Origin of the sequence: Paraburkholderia sp. NMBU_R16 (assembly GCF_013282575.1) — a bacterium.
Lineage (GTDB): Bacteria > Pseudomonadota > Gammaproteobacteria > Burkholderiales > Burkholderiaceae > Trinickia.
This window is the reverse complement of sequence record NZ_JAAAYE010000006.1, coordinates 126,291-146,053: the sequence shown is the minus strand read 5'-3', so window position 1 is coordinate 146,053 and position 19,763 is coordinate 126,291. Positions and strand designations below refer to the sequence as shown.

The following is a 19,763-nucleotide window of genomic DNA, read 5'->3' as shown; positions in this document are numbered from 1 at the left end:
GAGTCCTGTTCCGTTTCTTCATTCGCGGGCAATTCGGAGGGCGAGAGGCATCCGACTCGACGGTGATTCGCCATGACAATGCGTAGGAGTTGATTCGCATTGCACTATGTCTTGCGGATGTGACAGCCCTTGTCATACCCGGTCGCCCGATGCGAAGCAGCGCGCGAAACTGCGAAGCGCCGCCGCGTGAGGGGAATGTCGGTGGCTGAGCAGTGTCGGGCGATGCCTGAGCGTGCCGGGTTCGGATTCGGCGTCAATGCTTCGTGGTCAGAGGCAATCGGCGAACGCCACGGTTGTAAGGTATGTGCCAAGCGGTGGCACGTTGCCACGCTGCATTGTTTGAGGCATGCCGATCATGAAAACGGGACTCGAAGGAAACAGCGCGTCTGGCAACGTATCGACAACACACGGCGATTCGCCGCGGCGCCCGGAGAAGTCGTTGGGTGTGGCCACTGCGCGAAACTCGGGAGGTGATTTGCTCTCGAACCTGCGCACCGTCTCTGCGCCGCATGATGTCGCGCGGTTTGGTACGTCGGGCGGAGGCAGCAGGGGCGTCGCGCTGCTCGAGCCTCGCGCTCAGCCCCAGGGGGCGATTGCCCCGCCCGGAAAAGGCGTCTCGCTCTTTAATTTGAGCCCGCCCGCGGAACTTGCTCGTCGGAGGCTCAACCATCCCGAGCTCCCGCCGGATGCGACTCGGGGCGACGCCAGCGAGGATTCCCTGAGCGATGCGGAAAAGGTCGTACAGGAGGAGGAAAAGCTGCTCAACACGGGTATGAACTTCGAGCTTGGCACTCAACTGCTGCAGATGCTACGGACCCAGAACGAGTTGGTGACCGATTTCACGAAAGACTTGCCTGGCCGCGCTCGGGAGTTCATCTCGAACTGATCGGTTGTCACGAGCAGGACAAGAGGCGGATCGTATAGCACTGCCAGTCCATCCGCGCGATGCGCTGCGAGCGGAGCCCGTCATCCACCGAACGACATCGTCAAGCGATGCGGCCGAGGGCGCACCCCTAAGCCCTCAACCAGACATACTCCCCCGCCACGATTCCCTCGAACATCTCGTCCGTCGATTCGATGATGTTCTGCCGCCAATAGCGGCCGTGCTCGGCATAGTGCGCGAGCAGATCGGCAAGCACGCCGCCGTCTACATCCGGCGTCATCGGCAACCGCAGGATCAACACGATGCCGCCCGTATCCGTGTCGAGTCCCAGTTGGGCCTGATCCTGCGCGTAAATGAGCAGATTGGCTTCGAGCATGAGCCGAAACACCACGAGCGTGCGCCCGGCCGTTACCGTGCCATAGTGAAAATTTGCGTAAATGGCCTCGAGGTCGTTTTCGAAGTACTCGAGCCGCACGTCGAAACCTTCCACTTCGATCGTGCGCGTTCGCAGCACGTGCTCCGCATCGGGCAGGCCGACCGTGTAGCAGAGATCTCGAACCAGTTGCGCGTATCGTTCGGAGCTGGACATTGAGCGTGCGACGAGCGCGGCAGCCGCATGCCGGCGAATGCAGCAGTAGAAAAGGGGTGCGCGGACGAGCCGCGCACCGGTGCACAATTGGCAATGCGAATGAGTCGACCGCGGACGAGATCCTCGTCGTCCGCCACGCCATGGATGACGTGCGATTTCGCTGCGCTTGCTGATTCGTCAGCCGGCGCGGGCGAGATTCTTCGCGTTGCTCGCTACGTCGTGGACCGTTTGGTCCACTGTAGCGTTGATCTCCTTCTTGGCCGACATGACCGCTGCGCCGGTTTGCATGGCCATGGTCGTTTGCGTCATAGCTTCCATCTTTCCAAGGGCGCCAGCGGCATCCATGCCGGTCCCAACGGTTGCTCCAGTGTCCATGATCGACATAACGGATACTCCTTTATAAAAAGTGACACGAATTGCCGCCCCAACGCGCGGGATCGAAATCGCCGCGTTTGCAGGCGAGCCTCTACCCGCTCACGCCGATGAGGCGCGCGCGGGAGTGACTGCGACAGTGTCAAGCCGCGCCACGTTTTTCCTGCAAATGCCCGACGATCCGGCTAGCGGCCAACATGCCGCGGTACAACTGGGCCAGGTGGTTGCGCTCGATTTCGTCCGATCCCACTTCCTTGCTGATATTGTCAGCCGTTGCCACCAGTGCGACGCGGATGGCCTCGATGCGTTCCGAACTCGCTTGGCCCGGGTCCGCGAGAATTCTCTGAAATTCGTTGAAGTCGGTAGCACAGGCTTCGATCGGCTCGTACATTTTGTCGCTCCCAATAAAGAGTTCATCTCGGCAACGGCAGATAAGCCGGCTTGGGCGCCGGAATCTGCGCAGGTTTCGCTTCATGCGTTGCCGCGCCGGACGCTCGAGACGATGCGGCGGCGGCAGTTGGCGCGAGGGGCGCGGCGGACGCCGCGGGAAGACCCGCAGCACCCGCGGCAACCGAGCCGGACGCGGGCGCTGGCGTCGCGCTCGTCGTCGCCGCTGCGCTCGATGCGCCAGCGCCGCCGGATGTACCATCTGCGCCGGGTGCCGCCGCAACGGGCGAGGATGCGGCGGCACCTGAAGCAGCGGCGAGCGCGGCGGATGCACCGTCGACGCTATCCGCTTGAACGGCAGACGCATCGTCGTCACCGGGCGACACGAATATGTGCTTCACGCCGTCCGGCGTTTGCGCGTAACGCACGCCGTCGGCATTCATGAGTTCCGAGAACGCCTCCGGCGTCGGCATGTGGTCCTCGGATTGTGTGACCTGGACCCGTAGCTGCTTGATGTTCGGGCTCAAGTCATGGCGCATCCGGGTGAGGCGCGTATCGATGTCGCGCGGATTCTGAACCGCACCTTCGATATCGAAAACGCCATGTCCTGCATACTTCACTTGCAACCCCGGCGTATTGAGCGATTCCTCGAGGTTGCGCACATCGATCTGAGCAACGTCGTACTGCCGCACGACTGCATTCGGAGCCAGGCGGGCCAACAGGTTGCGCACCGTGATATCGTCGTCGGCCGTCGGCACGATGCCGGTTACTACGACGCGGGAGCCTTGAACGCGTGCGTGCAACTCCCGCATATGGGCCGACGCCAGCTCCTCGTTCACTCGCTGCGCGATGTTGGCCGGGTCGTGCGGTGCCGCACGGCTGACCGCCATGGTGATCAGCACGGAGCCGATCACGATGATCGCGCCGAGCATCGAGCAGCCGAGCACGATGCCGACCAGCTTGCGCCGGCTCGATGACTCCGTTCGGCTGCGCACCTCTTCCTCGGGCTTGGCAAGCAACGTCGACAAAAGCTCGAGATCGGTGGGCCAGACGACATCGGCCGGGCCGATGCACAGCACGGTGTCGCCGAACTGCATTGGGACGAAGTCGATGAGAAATACGGTACCGGGGTCGGGCAGCGGCTCGGTTTCGGGTGCCGAACCGATCGCCGCGGCCGCTCCCTGTCCGCCCTCGGGCGAATTCGGCACGCCCCCCGCGCCCTCGGGCGTCGCCAGCTCGGGCTCTCGCACCATGCTGCGGGCGGTGACCACGCCCGTCGCGTCGACGGCAAGCTGCACATCCTCGCCGCGCCAATCCGAAATTCGGATGTCCGCATCGTCGTCGGCACTTACGCGGTATACACCCTCGCCCAGCCGCAATTCGGCGCCCGCATGCATGCCAGTCAGAATACGCAGCAGTTTCGTCATATGGCGGACAGTGGTTTCCCGTAAGGCAGCGCGCGGATGCCGCGCCAGCCGTCGTCATACTCTAATCGTGTTGGGTCACCATGGAGGGCGCCATGCGAAGCGGACTGCGAATATCCGAATTTGTGCGCATGCGCATCTTGCGCTTTTCAGCGCTTGTTCAGGCCGATGGAGATCTGCCGCGCCAGCGTCGCGTTGTGCTGCGTCTTGACCGTATTGATCGCCCGGTCGGCTTTTGCGGGAAGCAATTTTTTGTCGAACTCCAATGCTTTCAGCGGCAGTAACGCGTTGAAGCTTTCGAGGCCCGTGAGTTCCCGTTGGTTGGCAGGCAGGGACGAACCGCCCGTGCCGGCAGCGGATTTTTCAACGGACGATGAATTCAGCCGATCCACGGGCGGCAGCGCCTTCAATTTTCCCCACCAGGCCGCGACGCCCTGCGGTTTGAGCGGCCCGATGTGCTGCTTCGCGATCAGGAGGTCGAGCAGCGCGGCGAGGTATTCGGCGTCCGGGCGGTAGTTGGGATCGGCCGCGAGCTTCTCGCGTTGCGAGAACAGGCCGGCAAGCCAGTCGTCCGCAAGCTGCTCGTGCTTGACGGTATCCCGACCCTCGGCCGTTATGCGAGCGGCAAGCGCGCCAGATCCCGGTTCGCGCACCGGAGCGATGTTGCGTGGCTTGATGTCGACCTTGGGTGACGGATCGCCCGACCACGACCCGCCATGTTCGTCCTGATGAGACTGTCCGCCCGAGCCGCCGCTGCCGCCGTTTGTCCCGCTGCCTGCTTCCGCGCGGCGATCCTCGTGATGCAGGCCGTCGTTGAAGCCGTCGTCGAACTCGTCGTCGCCGCCCGCACCGTGCGCCCCGCGGCGCTGACGGCGTGCCGCGATTCGCCGCCTCAGTGCGGCAAGCCTCGCCGCAATTTTGGCAAGCTGGCGGGCCGGCAGCGAGCCCCTCGGCCGATTCGCTTCCGTGCTGCCATAGCACCATCGCGCGCCCAGGTACTCCGACGTGCGGAACCCGCCGGCCGGGTTGCCGGCGGCCGGACCGTTGTCGCTAGTCGACGGCGTAGAGAACGTCAATTCGACGGGCGTGCCGGGAATGCGTGTCATAGCGGAACGGCCGTTCGCATCACTTCATTGGCGAAATGCAGCAGTGCCGCCGACGAAAACGGTGCCATGATGACGATCGCGAGCATCACGGCAATCAGCTTTACCGCGTGCGACAAGGTCTGGTCCTGCATCGACGTAATAGCCTGCAAGAATGAGACGCCCAGACCGACGAGCGCCGCCACGATGACGATCGGCAGAGAAATATAGAGACACAGCAGCATGCCCTGCGTTGTCATTCGAACCAGCGTATCGATTTCCATGCTCAGAATTCCATGACATTGGGACGAGCGGGCGCTACCGGTAGGTCATCACCAGCCCGTGCACGAGGGTGGACCAGCCGTCCATGACGACGAACAGCAGCAGTTTGAACGGGATCGCGATGTTCGTCGGCGTCACTTGGTTGAGCCCCATCGCGAGCAGAATGTTGGCGATGATGAGATCGATGACGATAAACGCGATGTAGAGCAGAAATCCGATCTTGAAGGCATCGGTCAGCTCGGTCAGGGTGAATGCCGGCGCAAGCACGATGAGGTCCGTCTCTTTCAGGCTGCTTGCCATCTCCTTCGGCCAGACGACGCTCGCCGAGCGCATGAAAAAGCGCTTTTCGCGCTCATTCGCATGCTTGCTGAGAAAGGTTCTGAACGGTTCACGCGCGGCTCCGAATACCTGAATGACCGCCTGCGTGGATTGCGACGAGATGGTCTGGCTCTGCAGCGACTGCAACGCGCTCATGCCTACCGGCGCCATCACGTAGAGGGAGACGAGTATCGCGATGCCGTTGAGCACCATGTTCGGTGGAACCTGCTGCACGCCGAACGCGTTGCGCAGCAAGCCGAACACGACGACGATCTTGGCATACGAGGTGACCACCATCGCGACGAAGGGTAGGAGGCTGATCGCCAGGATGACGATCAGCAGCCCGGTCAAGTCATTGAACTGGACCATCGCCGTGTGCCATCCTCAGAATTCGTACACCAAGATGATCGCCCACGGTCACGAGTTCCCCGAAACCGATCGTCTGGCCATGTGCGACCAGCTTCAACTGGGCGTCTGCGACCGGCGTTTGCAGCTCGAGTACATAACCGGGTCGGAGTGCGCACAGCTGCGAAAGCGGAAGCGCAATCGTGTCGACTTCGAATTGCACCGGCAGGTCCAGTTCGCCAATGTCGATCCCATCGTCCGGCTGATCGCTCGGGAGCGTCTCGCCCGTTCGGGTCGGATCCACCTCATCGGTCATGGTCGGCTCCTTCATGACTAAAAGTTTAAGCCCGTCGATCGTCACCGGGACATGCATGCGGACGAGGCCAGGGGTGCCCCAGGCGGCAACGGCGGTGGCCTTTGCTTTGGCTGTGTTAGCCGCATCGCCGACGAGCGAGGAAAGAGAACTGGCCAGCGAGCGCAAGAGCACATCGCCGGGAGCGAGAGCATGCAGCGTTTGCACCGGCAGGCGACGAGCCCCTAGCACGAGGCGGCCAGGCACGAGATGGTGAGCGTACGGTGTCGCGCTGTCGCCCGACGAGTCGAGCGACGAACTCCCTGACCACGTCGAGCAAATGCGCTGTGCGGCGCGCAATGATTCCAGTGTGTCCAGCAGCGGCTCGTCGACGCGTACTTCGGCCGTGTGCTTACGGCCTTCGATCGTGAACGACAGCATGACCGGCGCACTGGCTGCACGGTTGCCGGTGCCGGGTACGCCGCGCAGCACGCGTACGACGCGCAACTCGCCGAGACCGGCGATCGCCAGTCGCTTCAACAAAGGCTCGAGCAGCACGCCTGCGACGGCAACGCGCAACGCGCGCTCCGCGTCGGGCGGCGGTGCCGCGGCGTCGTGGGGCCACGCTGCAATTTGAAGAGAAGGGTAGGCGGCAAGATCGATTGTCAGCAGCCCGGTACCGCGCGCGTGGGCCAATTCGATCACACCGGGATCCTCGAATGCCGGGCGAGCAATAGCTGCGTCGTCCGCGAGCCCGGCTTGCCAAGCCTCGACTTCCGGCAAGCGCCGCAGCACGGACATCGTACGCAAATCGAAGACGATCCTTGCCATACGGGCGGCATCGGGCTCGACGGCTGGCAACGCCAGCGTCCCGATCGGCACGGCCGCGTCCGAGAATGGAACCTGCAATTTTTCGGCATGGGTGGCCCCGCGGTTTTCTGCGGGATCGATGCCCGGCATCTCAGCGATCGGAAAGCCCATACGTTGGTTTCAGCGGTCGAATGAATGTTCGGGTGTGCAAGACGCGGGTTACCAGACCGTCAGCTCGATGTCGCGCGCAGCGTTCCATGCTCGCAGCAGTGAGTCCAGCTCGCGCTGGATAAGCGTGCTGTGATCCAAGAGTAACTGCCTGGAACGTGCGCTTTGGGTATCGAAACGAAGCGAAAGATGGAAAGGCGAAAGAGAGAGGTACAAAGTCGTGTCCGGAACGATTTTGCGATCGAGCGGCAGTTGGACTTCCCAATTGCCATTGGCGGCGATCGATGGATCGCCGCAAAACGCGGCGACCTCCGTGGCCAGCGTCGCCGCGAGCTTAAGAAACTGTCCCTGGGTCCGGTACATCGCGTCGACGATGGGCAGCGTCGCGCGCGAAATGCGGTTGGACAGCTCGGGACGCGTACTCCCCGGTTCGTCTTCGCCCAGTTCGAGCGTCTCATCCTCGGATCTGCCCGCGTCTTCGTTCATGGCGTCAGCAATGACCGGCGAGCGCTGATCGGTTCCCGGGTCGCGGTGCGAGCCCGACGCATCGCCGTCGCTCGCCTCGACGTGGCCCGGCCGCTCGCGCGCGCGGCGTGCGAGCGCGGCATAGTCGAAGCGGCGGGAGTTGCTGCGCTCGGCACGCTCGCGCGCTTCGAGCTGAGCCGCGATGATGCGCAGCGGGCGGGATTCGATGATAGGCATCGCGTGGGCGTGCTACCGATCAGACCGTCACACGGCCAACCGGCTTGAGCTCGACATGATCGCCGAGTTCCTGAAACGAATAGACCGAAAGCCACCCGAGCCGGGCCTCGATCATCCTTCGCACATAGCGGCGAATATCCATCGAGGTGACGAGTGCCACACCTTCCCGCGGTACGTCGCCCACGAAGGACTGGATTTTATCGATCAGATAGTTGACCTCGTCCGGCGGCAGCGCGAGGAAGTTACCTGTCGGCGTCTGCTTGATCGCCTGCCGGATGTGCTGCTCGACGGGCAGATCGAGCAGTACGGCCGGAAGCTGCTTTGCGCCTGCGGCGGCCCGATGCGCGAGCATGCGCGCGAGGTCGCCCCGCACGTACTCGGTGAGCATCAGCATGTCTTTTTCCTTCGCACCCCAGACGATCAGGCTTTCGAGAATGCTGCGCATGCTGCGGATCGAAATCTGCTCCTCGAGCAAACGCCGCAACACGTCGGCAATCCGCTGAGGCGGCAGCACCTTCTGTACTTCGGCGACGAGTCCCGGATATTCGGCGTTTTGCTGCTCGAGGATCCACTGCACTTCCTGAATGCCGAGAAAAAGCGACGCGTGTCGGCGCAGCATGGCGATCGAAGCGTGCGCGATCACTTGTTCCACGCGCCAGGACGCCACCTTGGGCGGCACGGATTTCTCGTCGATCCAGTAGCTCGGCCCAGGCCCAGAGTCGATTGCGCCGCGCTTTTCGCAGCGATCGAGCAACTGCGAGACCTCCGGTGTGGCGAGAAGGGCCGCATCGTTCGTAACCGAGTCCGCGATCATGACCTTGCCAGGCGGCAATTCGAACGAGCAATACGGCACGTCGTGCATCAAGAGTTCGCACGTTGCCGCCGGCAGGGTATCGCTTGTCCACATCGTGATGCCGGGAAACGGCAGCCCGAGGAATTCCTGTAGTTTTTCGCGTTCCGCGTCGAATGATTTTTCGAGTGCCGACGTCGAAAGCCGGGGCACCAGATCGGGCGCGATTCTCACGCCGAGCGGGCAAGCGAACTGCGGCGCGCGCGTCAGGATCGCAGGGACGTCGATTTTGGCGCCTGCGCGCTGCATCGCGCTCACGGTTTCGCTGCCGTGGGAAGTCGACGACGGTTCCTGTTTGCTGAGTCGATAACCGCAAAACGCCAGCGTGGCCGACAGTATGAGGAAGAGCGTGGTGGGAAAACCGGGCACGGCGGCGAAACCGATCAGCAGCAACGCGGCGAAGTACAGGGCGCGCGAGCTTGCGGAAAGTTGCTTGCCGATTTCGTTTCCAAGCGATTGCGGCTTCGAATCGCGATCGTCGGCCACGCGTGTGATCATGACGCCGGCCGCGACCGAAAGCAGTAACGACGGAATCTGCGAGACCATCGCATCGCCGACGGACAGGATCGAAAAGCGGTTCGCCGCCTCGCCCGCGCTCATGCCGTGATAGGCGATGCCGATTGCAATCCCGGCCACGATATTGACCATGGTGATGATGAGCCCGGCGATCGCATCGCCCTTCACGAACTTCATGGCGCCATCCATGCCGCCGTGCAGTTGGCTTTCCACGGCGAGCGTGGCGCGTTTGCGGCGTGCTTCCTCGGGCGTCAGCAGGTTCGCGCGCAAGTCCGCGTCGATACTCATTTGCTTTCCGGGCAGCGCATCGAGCGTAAACCGCGCGCCCACTTCCGCAACGCGCTCCGAGCCTTTCGCGATGACAATGAACTGTACGGTGGTGATGATGAGAAATACGACGAGCCCGACCACCAGATTGCCGCCGACCACAAGCTGTCCGAAGCTATCGATGATGTGCCCGGCATTGGCGTGCAGCAAGATTGACTTCGTCGACGCGATATTCAGCGACAACCGATAGAGCGTCGTGAAAAGCAGCAGCGATGGAAACACGGAAAGGGAAACCACGTTCGGCACGTACATCGTGACCATCAACAACGTGACACTGATGGCGATGTTGAGCCCGAGCAGGATGTCGATGATGCTGGGCGGAAGCGGCAGGATCATGAGCGAGATGATCGCCACCACCAGGACCACGATGCCGATTTCGCCGCTTGCCGGAATCTTTAACGCCTTCAGCATATCGACCATCCCTTGGCAATACGAATCAGTGAAACATTGAACTCCGGCAATGCGCCGGACGCGATCGGGACCATGATCTCAATGAAGAGTCGATGCCGGACTCGGGCCCGGCGGCCGATCCGCCTTCGCGCCGATCGAGTCGATCCACCGCAGGATCGTGGCAACGGTTTCGAAGAGTTCTTCCGGAATCGGTTCGTCGAGGCCGACCTTGTAAAGCGCGCGCGCGACGGGCGGATTGCCGATGATCGGTACATTGGCCTCCTGTGCAAAACGGCGCAACTGCGCCGCGGATTCGTCCATACCCTTCGCGGTGACGAGCGGCAGCGGATGCTCCTCGGGCGCGTAACGGACGGCAACGGCGTAATGTGTCGGGTTGACGATCAACGCGTTTGCAAGCCCGACGCGTTGTTGCGGAGCGGCGTTCATCACGAGGTCGCGCGCGAGCCGTTTGCGTTCGCTCTTGATCCGCGGGTCGCCTTCCTGGTCTTTGTGCTCGCGCTTGATCTCGTCTTTCGACATACGCATTTTGCGCATGAACATCACTTGCTGCAGCTTGACGTCCACAGCACCGATGATGACGAAGATGAGTGTGGCGACGCCGAAGAGCTTGAGCAAAAGGCTCCAGAACATGACTGACAGCTGCGGCAACGGCTGATAGAGCGAGCCGACGACGAGCGGCAGCATCCGCACGATCGTAAACCACATCACAGAGCCGATCACGAGCGCTTTGAGTATCATCTTGCCGAGCTCGATGAGCGTGCGCCAAGTGAAGATGCGTTTGAGCCCCTCGGCAACGTTGATGCGGTTCAGGTCGGGCACGGCCGGCTTCGTTGCGATCTCGAACCCGACTTGCGGTGCCAGCCCCGCGACGGCACCGATGCCAGCCGCGGCGACGCATGGGACGATGACGATCGCGAACTGTATCCCGATCGTCAGCAAGCTTGCGTAGAGTTCGGGCAGTGCATGGTCGCCGCGCACGAAGTTCTGAGCCGCATCGACGATGGCTCGACACGCGCCCGCGAAACTGCTCCCGGCGAACACCAGTACGCCAATCACGGCTGCCATGATGACGGCCTCGACGAGATCGGTACTTTTCGAGGTATCGCCATCCTTTCGGGCATCGCGCAGCTTTTTTTCGGTTGGCTGCTCGGTCTTTTCTTCGCTCATTGCTGCAATCCGGCAAAAGGCTGCAATCCGGCCGTTCCGGTGCGTTACCGGATTCAGGGGGATTCTCGAATCTCCGACGGTATCGAAGCGCCTGCGGGCGCGCGGCTGCGATGCGAAGAAATCGAATCAAACACGAAGCGATCTGCCGTTTCCCTACGAAAAACCGCGAAAGTTCGCGCACGATGCTTTTGCTTCGTGTCGAGCCGGAGAACCCCGAGCCGCTTGGATATCTTGCGTAGGGCGAGCGCGCCGCGAGACACGAAGTTTCAGAGCGTCCGCCCCCCCATCGGTCGATTTCATATTGCAGGAGTTTTGCGCCATGAGCACTTCCATGCCGACGTATCTGAACTGCAGTCCGGACGTGGTTGGCGGTCTGATAGAAACCGTGACGGCGGCGCTGCTCGGCAATTCAAGCTTCCTCGAGGGGGAGCCGGAGGGCACGGAGGACATCGAAATGGTGCTGGACGCCCTCAAGATACTGCGGCCGAAAGTGGCCGAGCTCGAGACCTTTACCGGCCTCCTGTTGATGCGGCGGGGTCAATGGGATGAAGCGATCCACCTTTTTTCGGGGCTGGTGGCACGCTCACCCAGCTACTCCTACGGTAAGGCGCTGCTGGCGTTTTGCCTCTCGTTCAAGGGCGATCCGAATTGGCGCCAGGCCGCAACGGAAGCGATGCGGGAGACGCCGGACCGCACGACGCGCGCACTCGTGCGGGCGCTGGCCGCGCGTGACGATCTGAACGAAGCGCTGCGCGCTCATCAGAACGGGGCACCGTTCGAAGTCCCGGTGTCCATCGCGAGGCTCGCCGAGGACTTGGATGACGAGTCGGACGTGTCCATGGCCGCCGTGCCCGGCAAACCGGCCGCTCAGGGTCAATCCGAAACGGTGGAGCAGTCCCGCTTCCTGCGCCTGTAAAGCGTGTTCGTTCGTCGAAGGGAGAAATGCGATGACGGTGCCTGTTCCCACTACCACTCAGCAGATCGAAGAGGCGCTCAAGGCTGCGTTCAAGCCGGGAGCGCCCGACGCAGCTGCCCAACAGCTTGGTGACAAATTCAAGGCGATGATGGACAAGCCGCGCATGGCACCGCCGTCGGAAGAGGGTGGCGGCGCGGGCGGTACGCTCGCGACGATGGCCATCCAGCAGGACCAGGAGCTGCAGCGGATGGTCAACGATGCGATGTCGATCTCGGAAGCGGTTCCCTTTATGTCCATGCAGGAAGCGACTGCGGCATCGATCCGGTTTCAAACGGAAATCGCCACCATGAGCGCCGATATGGAAGCGAAGATGGGTGTCGTGGAGTCGTCCAAGTCTGCTGTCGAAACGCTGATGAAGAACCAATGAGCCATGCATGACCAAACGGAGGGCGCTTTCGTTGCACGCTCGCGTGCGCTCGGCGTGCTGGCGATCGTCGTCGCGTGCCTCGCGCTGTCCGGTTGCAAAAAGGAGTTGTACGGCAATCTGACCGAGCAGGACGCCAACGAAATGGTCGAGGCGCTGCTCGAGCAAAATGTCGATGCCGCGAAGATGACGGCAGACGATGGAAAAACGTGGACGCTCGACGTGGATGACGATCAGATCGTGCGCGCCATGCAGGTGTTGCGCTCGCGCGGTCTGCCGCACGCCAAATACGACGATCTCGGGACGTTGTTCAAGAAAGACGGGCTGGTCTCCACGCCGACGGAAGAGCGCGTCCGGTTCATTTACGGATTGTCGCAGGAACTCTCGTCGACACTGACCAAGATCGACGGCGTCATCGTCGCCCGGGTACAGATCGTCCTGCCGAACAACGATCCGCTCGCGCAGCAGATGAAGCCCTCCTCGGCGGCCGTGTTCATCAAGTACCGCCCCGATTCAGACGTCGGTTCGCTGGTGCCGCAGATCAAGACACTCGTGATGCATAGCGTGGAAGGGTTGAGCTACGACGCCGTCAGCGTGACGGCGGTGCCGGCCGATTCGGTCGAGCTGGCCAAGAGCCCCAGGAAAAGCAGCTCGCCGACGGTCGTCCTGAGCGCGGCCATCGTCTTTCTGATCTGCGCGGCGGGGCTGTATGTCTGGCTCAAGCGAGGCATGCCGGCTTCGCTCGACGTGCGAGGCGTGGTTGCCGGTGCCCAGGCGAAATTCAAAGCCCTGATGGCGCGGGTGCGGCGTTCCAAACCTTCCTCGGTGGCTTGATGCAAGCCGCGGTTGCATTTCCGTTCGCGCGCGCTGCCGCGGCGCTCCAGGCCTATGAGCGCAATGCACGCGACGCCGCGCTCTGGGCGGACCGGAGTTGGTTCGCGTCGGTGCTGCGCGTCGAGACGCAACCGCTCGAACTTCTTCGTCATGTGCTCGAATCAGCGGGGCGCAAGGAGGTCGACCTGTGTTCCCGGGCGTTGCTGCGCGCAGCCGGTGTGACGCCTCCTGAATTCGGGACTTTGCTCAGGGCGGGGCCGGCGCTTCTCGATTGTGTGCCCGCACAAGTGGGCCTGCGGGTGTTCCGTATGCGCGCCGTGCGCCTGCGGCGCGCCCAGGCGCGCCGGTTGATCGACAAGCGCACTCGCATGCAGCTCTCGGAGTGGCTCGGCATGCCGCTCGACCACCTTATCAATCAGGGCAGTGCGCCGAGCGGCAATGCGCCCGATATCGACCGTTTCGTGGGACGGGCCCAGATCCCGTCGCTCGACCGTCTCGATGCGCGGGCGTTGAGCTTCGAGGGATACGCCCTATTGATGCGCGATTTGCGCAGTATCGCCCCGCCGTTTCCGCTTTTGAGGCTAGCCTTGCCGAAGACTATCCCGGCTACGGCATGGCTGCATGACGATGCCGGCCAGATCGATCCGAACGGCACCTCGGAGTTGTTCGCGCTCCTTCCAAAACTGCTTCCGGAGTGGGCATGGTTATTTGGCTGAGATCGGATCGAACGGTGCTCGAGCCTCATGCGTCTCCCGTGGGTATTCACGGAGACGTCATTTCGCGCGATGCATTCGGTGCGCTGATGCAAATCGACGAGGCCTATGCACAGCTCGCCGCAGACCGTGAGGCGATTCTCGCCGAAGCCGGGCTCGAGGCCGAAGCGATCGTTGCCGCGGCTCGTGCGCAAGCTCAGGACATCGTGGAGGAAGCACGGCGCGAGTACGAAACCGCGGCCGAGCACGGTTATCGCGATGGAGAGCGGCGCGCCGTGAGCGAATGGATGGAGCGGCTCGCGCTCTCGCATGCCGACGAGCGGCGTCTGCAAGCCAAGATGCGGGAGCGCTTGGCGCAGATCGTCACCGTGGCCGTCGAGCAAATCGTCAATGTGCAGGAGTCTCGCAGCCTTTTCGAAAAAGCGCTGAGCGCTGTCGATCGTATCGTCGAAGGAGCAACCTACCTGCGGGTGAACGTCAGTCCGGCCGACTACGAGGTCGCCAACAGTGCGTTCGAGCGTCTGGCTGCACGCTGGCGCGAACTGGGGCGGCCCTTTCCTTTGTCGGTCGTTGCGGACAAGCGGTTGCCGCCCGGAAGTTGCCTGTGCGAATCCGATTTCGGTGCGGTCGATGCAAGCCTTGCGACCCAGTTGCGCGCCATGCGCTCGGCCGTGTCGCGCGCGCTCAAGCGCTCGGTCAATGAAATGCAGCGCGACGGGGCTTGGGACGTGTCGGGCATGCAAAGCGCGGATACTCACGCGAATGAACCCGCGTTCGGGGACGCTGACGGCAATGACGGGCGTGAGACGGACGAACGAGAGAGCGACGCTCGCTTGGCAGGCACAGCTTCCGGACATGCGCGCGACGATGCATTCGGCGAATCCGACCCGTTGGACGAGTTCGATCGATTCGAAGCCGACGATGGCGAGACGACGGCGAGACCCTAGCGAGACTATATGCACGTCCTACCGACAACGAGCGAGGCCGACCGGCAGGTGAGCCCGCATGACGTGCCAGGCAGTGCGCGAGGGCTGCTCGATGTCGAGCACCTGACCGGAGCCATCGAGCACGAGATTCTCTCGAGTTCGACGGTCGAACGGACGGGCAAGGTGCTCGAGGTGATCGGCACCCTCGTCAAGGTGGCTGGACTAGACGTGACGCTCGGGGAACTGTGCGAGCTCAGATCCGCCAACGGCACACTGCTCCAGCACGCCGAGGTCATTGGTTTTACGCGTGACGTGGCGCTGCTTTCGCCATTCTCGCGCCTGGCGAACGTGTCGCGTTCGACGCGCGTCGTGGGGCTCGGACGGCCGTTGTCGGTCAAGGTTGGCGACGCATTGCTGGGCCGGGTCATCGATAGTCTTGGCGAGCCCATCGACGGGCTCGGTCCGATCGAGGTCGACCAGGAGCGGCCGATTTTTGGCGATCCGCCTCAGCCGATGAGCCGCAGGCTGATCGAAGCGCCGCTCGCCACCGGCGTGCGCGTGGTCGATGCGATGATGACGATCGCCGAAGGACAACGCATGGGTATTTTCGCTCCGGCGGGCGTCGGCAAAAGCACGCTGCTGGGCATGTTCGCGCGTGGCGCGCAATGCGATGTGACCGTGATCGCGCTGATCGGTGAGCGTGGCCGTGAAGTGAGGGAATTCGTCGAGCAGATTCTCGGGCCGGAAGGCATGGCGCGTTCGATCGTCGTCTGCGCGACTTCGGACCGGTCGTCGATCGAGCGTGCCAAGGCGGCGTACGTTGCGACCGCCATTGCCGAACACTTTCGCGATGAGGGACGGCGGGTCTTGCTGATGATGGATTCGTTGACGCGTTTTGCGCGAGCCCAACGCGAGATCGGACTCGCGGCTGGCGAGCCGCCTGCACGCCGCGGCTTTCCGCCGTCCATCTTCGCCGAGCTGCCTCGCCTGCTCGAGCGTGCGGGGATGGGGGCAACCGGGTCCATTACAGGGCTCTATACGGTGCTGGCGGAAGACGAGTCAGGCAACGACCCGATTGCGGAGGAGGTACGCGGTATCTTGGACGGCCATATGATTTTGTCGCGCGATATCGCAGCGAAAAACCAATACCCTGCAATCGACGTGCTGGCCAGCCTGTCGCGTGTCATGCCGCAAGTCGTGCCGGGCGAGCATGTCCGTGCCGCGGCGCGTCTGCGGGAGTTGCTCGCCAAGTATCGCGAGGTCGAGATGCTGCTGCAGATTGGCGAATATCAGCCAGGCGGCAACCCGCTCGCGGACGAGGCGATCGACAAGCATGACGCGATTCGAGCGTTCTTCTCGCAATCGACTCAGGAATATGCGTCGCCGGACGAGACCGAGGCGCATCTTTTCATGCTGGCTGACCGCTGACGACAATGGAGCCGGCCAGCATCGCGCGGCGGATTGCGGCACTCGAACGGACCGTGTCGCGCCGCCGCCGCCTCGATGAGACGCTGACGGCAGAACTGTCCGCGCGGCGGGCGGAGCAGGCACAGGCGCAGCACGCGCGCGACGCCAAGGCTTCGGAGGTGGACCGGCAAGACGAATTACTGCGGGGGTACTACGACAGGATCGCAAAAATGATGAGCGGCGGCTCGGTCGTGACCGCGACGGAACTGACTGCCACGATGCGGTACACGGATGTCGTGGCCGATCGGCTGCGCTCGCTGCAAGGCGAGCTTCGACAATGCGAGGCAGCGCTCGCCGAGCGCGCGCAGCAAGTCGCGCAGGCCGTGCGGGCGGTCGCCAACAACCGTGGGCGGATCGACTTGTGCACCGACAGAATCGCGGAATTGCAGCGCGGCCAGACGATGCAGGCCACGGACGCAGCGGACGAGGAGGCGGAAGAAGCTGCGCTTGCGCGGGCTCGTCTGGCAGCCGGGGCGTCGCGCTAGCACGATACGCGCTGAAAACGGATGAACCACCGATTGGCGCTAACGCGCGTCCATGAGATGAATTTCAACGACACACTTCTTCTTTTATCGTCGCCGGTGGCCCCCGTTCGCCTCCTGATCGTGCTCGCGCTCTCGTCAGTGCGCCTGTTCGTCGTGTTCTACATCTTTCCGCCGACCGCGGACGGCATTCTCCAGGGTGTCGTACGCAACGGCATCGTGTTGCTCTTCGGCTCGTTCGTCGCGTACGGGCAGCCTTTGCAGGACGTCGAGTCGCTAAGCGGCAGCATGATGATCGTGATGGTGATGAAAGAAGCGATCATCGGGCTCGTCCTCGGCTTCGCCGCCTCGACGGTGTTCTGGGTGGCGGAATCGGCAGGAACCTACATCGATGACCTCACGGGCTATAACAATGCGCAGATGACGAATCCGTTGAGGGCGGACTCGGCCACGCCCACTTCGATTCTGCTCTCGCAACTCGCCAGCGTTGCGTTCTGGGTGCTCGGCGGCATGACCTTCCTGCTTGCTATCGTCTACGAATCCTACAACTGGTGGCCGATCATTGCGAAAACGCCGATTGCCTCGAATGTCATCGAAAGCTTCGTGCTGCACCAGACGGACTCGTTGATGCAGATGGTCGCCAAGCTTGCCACGCCGATCATGTTCGTACTCATTCTCATCGATATCGCGATCGGCTTGGCCGGCAAGAGTGCGCAAAAACTCGACCTCGTCAATCTGAGCCAGCCGATCAAAGGAGCCGTGACCGTCTTCATTCTGGCGCTTTTCGTCGGCATTTTCGTGGATCAGGTCAAGGACCAGTTGGTTCTCAAGGGCCTGGCGGAACAATTGAGAGCCGTTGCAACGTCGATGGCCGCGGGCAAGCGATGACGCGTTTCGCGTTGTGGCCGACTACGAATCTCAATCCTTCTCAAATGAGGGCGCGAACTCAGATTTGTTGAAGATGTGCGTCGCTCGCCTCCGCTACATTGGTCTTACGCGGGCAGCGGCGGTTTTTTTCATGACGCGGGCCGCCCGTCTTTCAGGAGACGGGCATCCGCGCACCGTACGGGGCTTCGGGAAAACGCCGGGCCGCTCCGGTTTTCTCGACCCCCTCGGGGGGCTTGGCGCGATGCGGCAGGTACGGGGGCGGTATTCAACCATCGATGATCAGATGCCATGAAAATAAAACGGCTCGTTCGCGCTGCCTGCCTGGCAGCATATCTTTCGTTTTCTCTTGCCGCATCGCATGCCGGCGCGGCGCCCATACGCTGGCATGGTTCGATGGTGCATTTATCCGTCGAAAGCAAGGATCTGAAGGACGTGTTGCGCGATTTCACCGCGGGGCAGGGCGTGCCCGCGACGATCGCGAACGATGTCCATGGGACGGTGACCGGCCGCTTCGATATGTCGCCGCAGCGGTTTCTCGACACGCTGGCTTCGACATTCGGCTTCGTCTGGTTCTATGACGGCAATGTACTCTCGATCAGCGACGCGAACAGCGTGACGAGGCAGGTCGTCAAGCTCGACCACGCGAGTACCGACGATCTGAAGAATGCATTGGAAGGCTTGCGCGTCACGAGCCCGCGCTTTCCGATCACTTATGATGCGAGCCAGGGCACGGCACTCGTGAGCGGTCCGCAGCCGTACGTTCAGCTCGTTGCCGAAATCGCGCATCGCCTCGACGATCGCGCGGGCGAGCGACTCGGTTCGTCAGTACGCGTATTTTCGCTGCGACATGCCTGGGCCGACGATCACAACGTGCAGATCGACGGCAAGACGATCACCGTTCCGGGCGTCGCGACCGTACTTTCGCGCATGTATCACCCGCAAGGCAGCAACGAGTCGGTCAGCGGCTCGGTCGGTCTCGAAGGCGGCCGCCCCGCGAAAGCGCCCACGATGCAGCGCATGCAGCCGATGCAGGATGTGACGGGAGGTATCGCCGGCGGCGGATTCGAAGGCGGCGGCATCAACCCGCCGTTGCCGCAATCGATGAACGGCGCCAGCGCACCGCAGTCCGGGCTTGCGGGTCTGCTGAGCGGGATGTCGGCGGGCGGCGCACCCTCGACGATGCCCTCGCTGCAAAATTACACTGCCGCATCGATGAGCGGCCCCACGGGCGATTCGAACGAGAGCCCGATAGTCGGCAGCAAGACGCTTCCGGTGATCGAGCCCGATCCGCGCACGAACTCCGTACTGATTCGCGATGTGCCGCAAAGGCTTTCGCAATACCAGGATCTGATCGACCGGCTCGACGTGAAGCCGAAACTGATCGAAATCGAAGCGCACATCATCGAGATCGACGACAACGCGCTCAAGCAGATCGGCGTCGACTGGCGCGCACACAACAGTCACGTCGACTTCCAGACCGGCAACGGCACGACCCAACAGAACGGATACAACGGCAACATCAATCCGATTTTCGGCACGCAAACGCTGCAAGACGGAACGACCGTGATCAACACCTCGCCGGTTGGGGCATCGTTGACTGCCGTACTCGGCAACGCCGGCCGTTATCTGCTCGCACGGATCAACGCATTGCAGGAGAGCAACCTTGCAAAGATCGATGCAAGCCCGAAGGTCGCGACGCTCGACAACGTAGAGGCCGTGATGGATCACAAAACGCGCTTCTTCGTTCGCGTGTCGGGCTATACGGCCGCCGATCTCTACAGCATCTCGACGGGCGTGTCGCTACGCGTACTGCCGATGGTCGTAGACGAGAACGGTCAACAGCAGATCAAGCTCAAGGTCAACATCGAGGATGGGACGGTCACGTCGCAGCAGGTCGACAATATTCCGATCATCACGACGAGCACGATCAATACCGAATCGTTCGTCGGTCAGGGCGAAAGTCTGCTGATCGCGGGCTATCGCGTCGACAGCTCGACCAATGGCGAGACAGGCATTCCGCTGCTATCGAAGATTCCGTTCGTAGGGGCGCTCTTCCGGTATCGTTCGAACGAGCGCAGCCATATGGAGCGGCTCTTTCTGCTCTCGCCGCGTATTCTCGACTATTGATGGATATGAGGCGGTGCGCTCGATTCGCGCGCCGTCCGCTGTCTTGTCGACGGTGTACGGC

Annotated in this window: 21 protein-coding genes; 10 read left to right on the top strand and 11 right to left on the bottom strand. The window is 62.5% G+C overall.

Annotation, left to right across the window (positions count from 1 at the left end; genetic code table 11):
- Positions 1-355: 355 nt before the first annotated feature.
- On the top strand, positions 356-886 hold the full coding sequence (locus GWC77_RS04835) for a hypothetical protein (RefSeq protein WP_173255721.1): 531 nt from the start codon (positions 356-358) through the stop codon (positions 884-886).
- A gap of 127 nt (positions 887-1,013) precedes the next feature.
- On the opposite strand, the gene GWC77_RS04830 is transcribed toward GWC77_RS04835, so the two are convergent.
- From GWC77_RS04830 to sctU, 11 genes are all read right to left on the bottom strand, one after another.
- On the bottom strand, positions 1,014-1,472 hold the full coding sequence (locus GWC77_RS04830) for a CesT family type III secretion system chaperone (protein ID WP_173255720.1): 459 nt from the start codon (positions 1,470-1,472) through the stop codon (positions 1,014-1,016).
- A gap of 177 nt (positions 1,473-1,649) precedes the next feature.
- On the bottom strand, positions 1,650-1,856 hold the full coding sequence (locus GWC77_RS04825; protein WP_173255719.1) for a hypothetical protein: 207 nt from the start codon (positions 1,854-1,856) through the stop codon (positions 1,650-1,652).
- Positions 1,857-1,986: 130 nt separating this feature from the next.
- Positions 1,987-2,235, bottom strand: coding sequence for a type III secretion protein (locus GWC77_RS04820; RefSeq protein WP_173255718.1), 249 nt, complete (start codon positions 2,233-2,235; stop codon positions 1,987-1,989).
- Positions 2,236-2,257: 22 nt separating this feature from the next.
- Positions 2,258-3,658: an HrpD5 family protein gene (hrpD5, locus tag GWC77_RS04815; RefSeq protein WP_173255717.1), complete on the bottom strand. Its 1,401-nt coding sequence runs from the start codon at positions 3,656-3,658 to the stop codon at positions 2,258-2,260.
- A gap of 146 nt (positions 3,659-3,804) precedes the next feature.
- A complete protein-coding gene (locus GWC77_RS04810; protein WP_173255716.1) occupies positions 3,805-4,761 on the bottom strand; it encodes a hypothetical protein in 957 nt (318 codons plus the stop codon).
- A complete protein-coding gene (gene sctS, locus GWC77_RS04805) occupies positions 4,758-5,021 on the bottom strand; it encodes a type III secretion system export apparatus subunit SctS (protein WP_173255715.1) in 264 nt (87 codons plus the stop codon). Before sctS ends, GWC77_RS04810 begins: the two co-directional genes overlap by 4 nt.
- Positions 5,022-5,055: 34 nt before the next feature.
- On the bottom strand, positions 5,056-5,706 hold the full coding sequence (gene sctR / locus GWC77_RS04800) for a type III secretion system export apparatus subunit SctR (protein ID WP_173255714.1): 651 nt from the start codon (positions 5,704-5,706) through the stop codon (positions 5,056-5,058).
- A complete protein-coding gene (gene sctQ / locus GWC77_RS04795; RefSeq protein ID WP_173255713.1) occupies positions 5,690-6,955 on the bottom strand; it encodes a type III secretion system cytoplasmic ring protein SctQ in 1,266 nt (421 codons plus the stop codon). The genes sctR and sctQ overlap by 17 nt, the downstream gene beginning before the upstream one ends.
- Before the next feature lie 48 nt (positions 6,956-7,003).
- A complete protein-coding gene (sctP, locus tag GWC77_RS04790) occupies positions 7,004-7,654 on the bottom strand; it encodes a type III secretion system protein SctP (RefSeq protein ID WP_173255712.1) in 651 nt (216 codons plus the stop codon).
- Positions 7,655-7,673: 19 nt separating this feature from the next.
- Entirely contained in the window at positions 7,674-9,758 is a 2,085-nt protein-coding gene (gene sctV / locus GWC77_RS04785) for a type III secretion system export apparatus subunit SctV (protein WP_173255711.1), read from the bottom strand.
- Between the two features lie 78 nt (positions 9,759-9,836).
- Positions 9,837-10,925: a type III secretion system export apparatus subunit SctU gene (gene sctU / locus GWC77_RS04780; RefSeq protein WP_173255710.1), complete on the bottom strand. Its 1,089-nt coding sequence runs from the start codon at positions 10,923-10,925 to the stop codon at positions 9,837-9,839.
- A 331-nt stretch (positions 10,926-11,256) separates the two neighbouring features.
- On the opposite strand from sctU, the gene GWC77_RS04775 reads away from it, so the two are divergent.
- The 9 genes from GWC77_RS04775 to sctC all read left to right on the top strand — a co-directional run bounded on the left by GWC77_RS04775 (position 11,257) and on the right by sctC (position 19,702).
- Entirely contained in the window at positions 11,257-11,841 is a 585-nt protein-coding gene (locus GWC77_RS04775) for an HrpB1 family type III secretion system apparatus protein (protein ID WP_254366807.1), read from the top strand.
- 31 nt (positions 11,842-11,872) lie between these two features.
- Positions 11,873-12,268: a type III secretion protein HrpB2 gene (locus tag GWC77_RS04770; RefSeq protein WP_173255708.1), complete on the top strand. Its 396-nt coding sequence runs from the start codon at positions 11,873-11,875 to the stop codon at positions 12,266-12,268.
- Positions 12,269-12,271: 3 nt separating this feature from the next.
- Positions 12,272-13,099, top strand: a complete 828-nt coding sequence (sctJ, locus tag GWC77_RS04765) for a type III secretion system inner membrane ring lipoprotein SctJ (protein ID WP_173255706.1) — start codon at positions 12,272-12,274, stop codon at positions 13,097-13,099.
- Positions 13,099-13,815 carry a type III secretion protein HrpB4 gene (locus tag GWC77_RS04760; RefSeq protein ID WP_173255704.1) on the top strand — a complete coding sequence of 239 codons (717 nt, stop codon included), beginning with the start codon at positions 13,099-13,101 and terminating at the stop codon, positions 13,813-13,815. The genes sctJ and GWC77_RS04760 overlap by 1 nt, the downstream gene beginning before the upstream one ends.
- A 14-nt stretch (positions 13,816-13,829) precedes the next feature.
- Entirely contained in the window at positions 13,830-14,759 is a 930-nt protein-coding gene (gene sctL, locus GWC77_RS04755) for a type III secretion system stator protein SctL (RefSeq protein WP_367948997.1), read from the top strand.
- Positions 14,760-14,768: 9 nt separating this feature from the next.
- Positions 14,769-16,166 (top strand): type III secretion system ATPase SctN, encoded by a 1,398-nt coding sequence (gene sctN / locus GWC77_RS04750; protein ID WP_302181323.1) that lies wholly within the window; start codon positions 14,769-14,771, stop codon positions 16,164-16,166.
- Positions 16,167-16,171: 5 nt separating this feature from the next.
- Positions 16,172-16,690: a type III secretion protein gene (locus GWC77_RS04745; protein WP_173255700.1), complete on the top strand. Its 519-nt coding sequence runs from the start codon at positions 16,172-16,174 to the stop codon at positions 16,688-16,690.
- 57 nt (positions 16,691-16,747) lie between these two features.
- Entirely contained in the window at positions 16,748-17,575 is an 828-nt protein-coding gene (gene sctT / locus GWC77_RS04740) for a type III secretion system export apparatus subunit SctT (RefSeq protein ID WP_173255699.1), read from the top strand.
- Positions 17,576-17,863: 288 nt separating this feature from the next.
- Positions 17,864-19,702, top strand: a complete 1,839-nt coding sequence (sctC, locus tag GWC77_RS04735; protein ID WP_173255698.1) for a type III secretion system outer membrane ring subunit SctC — start codon at positions 17,864-17,866, stop codon at positions 19,700-19,702.
- Positions 19,703-19,763 lie beyond the last annotated feature (61 nt).